Origin of the sequence: Candidatus Magnetobacterium casense (assembly GCF_019173545.1) — a bacterium.
GTDB classification, from domain to species: domain Bacteria; phylum Nitrospirota; class Thermodesulfovibrionia; order Thermodesulfovibrionales; family Magnetobacteriaceae; genus Magnetobacterium; species Magnetobacterium cryptolimnobacter.
The window spans coordinates 1-4,817 of the sequence record NZ_JABXWD010000276.1; the positions used below are offsets into that span (position 1 = coordinate 1).

Below are 4,817 nucleotides of genomic sequence, written 5' to 3' on the forward strand. Positions count from 1 at the left end.
CGTTGTTGTCGTTGCGGCAGATGTTGTATCCGCCACCCTCAACGACGCCTTCCAGTTGTCTGACCAGGGCACTGAGCATATCGAGGTAGCTAGCGTCGGAGGTGTTTGTGTGCTTGAGCGTTACGTAGTAATCATCCACGTTGTATATCTTAAAGCAGGAGCCGTTGATTAACCTGGCCACCCTCTCATATGTGTCCCGGACGGATGGCGTCAGAGGTTGGTACAGGGATTTCATGTGTTCGCTCCACTCTCTATCGGGTAATCCATGAGTTGTTATCAGGCCGCCGTAGTAGAGGGCCGAAACCGTTATGCGCTGATGTCGGCTCAAAAACGTCCTGTCATACTGGGTAGCGTCCCGTGCCGTGACGGGAACTACCATGACGCCGTCGGCAGAGAGAAAGATATCAAGAAAGTGTCTCTGAGCATCGGTCATAAAGGACGTGCCTGTGGCCGGGTGTATGCCTTGGGGGTTCTTTCGGAGGGTCTGAAATATGGTGTCATCGAGATCGAGAAAGACAATGGTCCGTGGGTGAGCTTCGTGCAAGTTGTCAGTCTCTGAGGCCATATATCCTGGCCCGTTCGATGATAATTCTGGCCCAGTTGGTGTGTGTGGCCTTTTCGTGGAATCTGTCAAACATCTTAAATACAGGGGGACTGTCGGGGGACAGTATCTTTAAAGCGGCGGCGTGTTCCTCATGGTCAACCTTGTAGACCTCCTCGACCACATCAACCTGCCAGGGGTGGATAACGGTCTTTCCAAATAATCCGTTTGCAAGGTCAAGAGCAACCTCGTTTTGGAGCATGTCTTTGCTCTGCTGGGAAAAGCACTCCCACACGGGTGCTGTTATGTTAAACCCATAGGGCTTGAACGTCAGCACGATGTTGGCTATAGCCATACCCATTGCCTTTATATGATATATGGCCATCGTACAGTCCCTCCTCATGTCCATGCTGGAGAGCATGTCGTTGGCCCCTATCCTGAGAGACAAGACCTTGCTGCGGTATGGAATCAGGAAGTCTCTGATGCGCTGGAGGGCATCCGTCGTAAAAATGTCTCGCTCAAGCACGGGCATGTAAAACTTATCACCGATATCAACACGCATGTACTGCTCCATGTTGTCACAACAGAACTTTGGCAACACCAGGCCATCAATTAATTCAATGCCTTTGAGGTCGAGTACCCTGGGCAGCTCAAGCTCGTTACGCACCCGTATGAAGATCATCGGCACACGGCTCTGGCTGTCCCTGAGTCTTTGCAGCATTTGTTGCAGGTTGTCGTAGGCGAAACTGAGAGCATCATCGGCAATGGAGTCCTCCGTGTCAAAGATGACAGACCTCAATCGTGGATACTTACGCGCCATTGCAACCTCGGCTATATCCACATGTGTTGCCGGGACGTAGAGAGAGGCGCCGAGTCTTAGATAGTGCATGTGATTACTCATCTGTGCTAACTGTGCTAAGAAAGAAGGGGAGCGGCTCCGCCCTCCCCTCAGACCCCTCCTGCAAGGGGGCCAGCCCCCTTGACCCCATAATTCTCAATCCTGAGTTCATATAAGAACGTCTTCACAATTTCTGTTCACAGCTTCAGTTCGATGACAAAGGCAGTCTTGGCATCTTCGCTGGTAGTGGCGTATATGGCGCCACCCATACTGTTTTCTATGATTATCTTTGACATGTAGAGCCCTATGCCTGAGCCTACATTGTCCTTCTTGGTTGTAAAGTAGTGGTCAAATATCCGGTCTCTGATCTCTGGCTCTATACCCTTGCCGTTGTCTTTTATGACGAGTGTTACCTTTTCGGCGTCTCTTTTTATATCGGCCTCTATGAGACCTTTGACGTTTGCGGTAGTGCGCTTGTCGTTTATGGAGTATACGGCGTTGGTAATAATGTTTAAGATGACCTGCTTGAACTCATTTTCATACCCATAGACCATTATGTTATCGGGTGCAGTAGATTTGACCCTCATCTCCACGGAGTTGTGACGCAGCAGTGCGCTTGTGATCGCACGGACGGCCTCCACGGCAGACTTAACGTTAAACAGCACCTTGCTCTTGGATGGTTTGCAGAAATCCTTGAAGTCGTTGATCGTATTGGCCATAAAGTTAATCTGTGAGATGGCCTCACCGGCGGCGTCTATGACACGGCCCTTATCCACATGGTCACTGTCACAGACATCCTGGAGGTCCTCCATAAGCAGGGCCATGATGTTTAGTGGCGTGCGCCACTGATGCGCTATCATGGTGATCATCTCACCCATGGCGGCCAACTTTGCCTGCTGGGTCATCAGCTCCTCGTGCATTCTGCGTTTTTCGACCTCCTGCTGTACACGCCTTTCAAGGTCGGAGTTTATCTCCTTCAACTGTTCAGACCTCTCCTGCAACCTCTCCTTTGAGCGTACAAGCTCAGTGATATCACGCGAAATACCGATCGTCCCTATTATGGCCCCATGGGCGTCACACCACGGTATCTTGGTGACGGAATTGTAGACCTCCGTACCGTCTATGTGTGTGACTCGTTCCACCTTGTTGGTTATTGGGATACCTGTTTGGATGATTTGTTCGTCATCCAGGCATGCCTTTGCGGCCTGTTCCCTGGACATGAAGTCAAAGTCGGTCTTGCCTGTCATATTCTCTGCCGTGGTACCGGAGTGATCGGCCTTGGCCTTGTTTACCTTTACAAATCTGTTGTTGCTGTCCTTGAAGTAGATGGAATCCGGGATGTTATCCATCAGTACCTGCAACAACCTCAGTTCCGACTGAAGCAACAGGGTATCTTCGTTGGATGCTACCACGGCGAAAAATCCCCCTTTGTCACCCCGCACACGGGACAATGCCAGTTGCCCGGCAAGGCATCAAAGGCTACACCGGCTGGTATGCCATGTGCCTTATCGCCATTTGCAGGGTCATAGATGTATCCGCAAACTGCACAGACATGCTTTTTCATCGCAATCTAATAAGGGACATACACAGTCAGGGTATTATAAATCAGGGTGCTTAGATTCAGCATTCCGTTAGCAGAGGTATCCACGCCAAAATATATATAATAGTACCCGGAGGGCAGTCCCGATGCGCTTAATAGCCGTGTGGACTGAAGGTTAAACAGTGCCCCTTTATATGCAGGTCTTACATCGTATGCGTGTGCAGCCGCCAGCCACTGGTTGGGATACACATAGTAGTATGTCCCAAATGGCGTAATGGCATAGATCCACCAATCTGCCATGGTACCGTCTTTGCTGCCGGAAGTGAGGCTCACGTCGATGTTAAGCGTATCGGTTGATTTAACCGTGAGATAACCGGCGACGCCATTGCCTGTAATCATTGGTTTGACAGTACCGGTGTCACCCTCCTCTGTGACGGTGAACGTCTCACCGGATATGTTGATGGTACCCGTCCTGCTTGTCGATGCCCTGTTGGCAGATGCCGAGTATGTGACGGTACCGTTGCCGGAGCCGGTTGAACCGGACGTAATTGACAGCCATGACACCTCCGGGGTGGCAATCCATCCACAGCCGTTTTCTGCCGTAACCGTGATAGTTCCGCTACCGCCCTGCGCCGGCACTGTTTCGGTGACAGGCGATATACTGTAGGTACACCCCGATGCCGGATACAGGGACGTTATGCCAGCCATATCGTCCTGCTCCAGGGTACGTTTTTTGGTCTCACCCCTTGAGGCATACCCGTACATTGTCTTTTCTGAATCGACTGCCGCATCGTAGAGGTCCTTAAGGCTCAGGCAATGGCCTAATTCGTGAGCGGCTATGCTTTGCAGGTCGTAGGAGTTTAGTGTCAGGTCGGTGCTATAGAGGTATTTGGTGTTAAAGTTTATGTCATCGTCAAAAATCTCTCCCGTCGGAGGGTCGTACCAGACGCTGTTGACGGCCAGGGAGCCGTTGGTGTTGTTGTTGAAGCACATGATATTTACGCCGTCGTTGTCGCCGCAGTTGGTTGCGGTTGTGGCGCCGGCATAGGTGTATCGGAAGGAGGTCGTTGTCACGCTGTTCCACGTTTGCATTGCTGCCGTGATTGCCTCAAGCGCCCCCGTTGGGCCTCCCGTGGCGTTGACATACAAAGTAACGCCGGGTTGCTTCTGCTTCAGGATAGCCCCCGATGAAGTCTTATTCAATCCAAAGGCAAGGACTTCCGAACTCCAGAGCACGCAGAGGCACAAAAACAGTGCCCTAAATCTTACCATTCCTGGTGACCCCTCTGATCTTTTTAATGAACGTACCTATGGGTACATTATTGTCGATAAAGGCAGGATTACCCTCTATGTAGTCGAGTTCCTTGGTGGCGGTTCCGTCTTTTACGGTATACTTGCCCTGTTTGTCGCCATGTACGAGGAATACGGTTTCTTTGAGCTTTCCTGTACTGGGTTTGGTCTTAAGAAACACGATGACGTCCTCCCCCTTGACCACGGAGACTACATCCCTCAGTTGCAGGGTCAGGTCTCCCACGGTGCCACCTTCATACTCAAATGCGGCGGTCTTTGCGGTAAAGTCTCCTCTGATGACCTGTGTAACCTTCAGGTGTGCCCTGGTGATGATGGTGCCGGCCTTTTGGTCCCAGGTTGATTTTGTCTGTTCCACCACGCCGCGTAAAATCACGTCGGAGGCCATTACCAGGTCGTCCGTGCTGATAGCGACAGCCCCATGCAACGGTGCAGCGCCCAACGTCATTGCCACTATCACTGCCGCCATGCAATAAACCCAAAATACCCTTCTCTTCATTTCCTTAAGTTCTCCTTTTATTCTTTTAAAGTCATTTAAAGCCTGAGACGTCCTCTGTACCCCTACAGGAACTCTTTTATCAGCTCATGCG

At 51.1% G+C, this 4,817-nt stretch carries 5 protein-coding genes and 1 pseudogene; all 6 read right to left on the reverse strand.

Features of this window, described 5'->3' with window-relative positions; genetic code table 11:
• A pseudogene (locus HWQ67_RS13180) lies at positions 1–565 on the reverse strand (hypothetical protein); the annotation flags it as partial.
• A complete protein-coding gene (locus HWQ67_RS13185) occupies positions 549–1,442 on the reverse strand; it encodes an HpcH/HpaI aldolase/citrate lyase family protein (protein WP_218253154.1) in 894 nt (297 codons plus the stop codon). The gene HWQ67_RS13185 and the pseudogene HWQ67_RS13180, both read right to left, overlap by 17 nt.
• Positions 1,443–1,576: 134 nt before the next feature.
• Complete coding sequence (locus HWQ67_RS13190) at positions 1,577–2,791, reverse strand: PAS domain-containing protein (RefSeq protein WP_218253155.1); 1,215 nt, start codon at positions 2,789–2,791, stop codon at positions 1,577–1,579.
• The gene (locus HWQ67_RS13195) at positions 2,785–2,943 is read right to left on the reverse strand and encodes a rubredoxin (RefSeq protein WP_218253156.1); all 159 of its coding nucleotides are present in this window, start codon (positions 2,941–2,943) and stop codon (positions 2,785–2,787) included. The genes HWQ67_RS13190 and HWQ67_RS13195 overlap by 7 nt, the downstream gene beginning before the upstream one ends.
• Before the next feature lie 6 nt (positions 2,944–2,949).
• A complete protein-coding gene (locus HWQ67_RS13200) occupies positions 2,950–4,191 on the reverse strand; it encodes a matrixin family metalloprotease (RefSeq protein WP_218253157.1) in 1,242 nt (413 codons plus the stop codon).
• On the reverse strand, positions 4,178–4,726 hold the full coding sequence (locus tag HWQ67_RS13205; protein ID WP_218253158.1) for a hypothetical protein: 549 nt from the start codon (positions 4,724–4,726) through the stop codon (positions 4,178–4,180). The genes HWQ67_RS13200 and HWQ67_RS13205 overlap by 14 nt, the downstream gene beginning before the upstream one ends.
• Positions 4,727–4,817 lie beyond the last annotated feature (91 nt).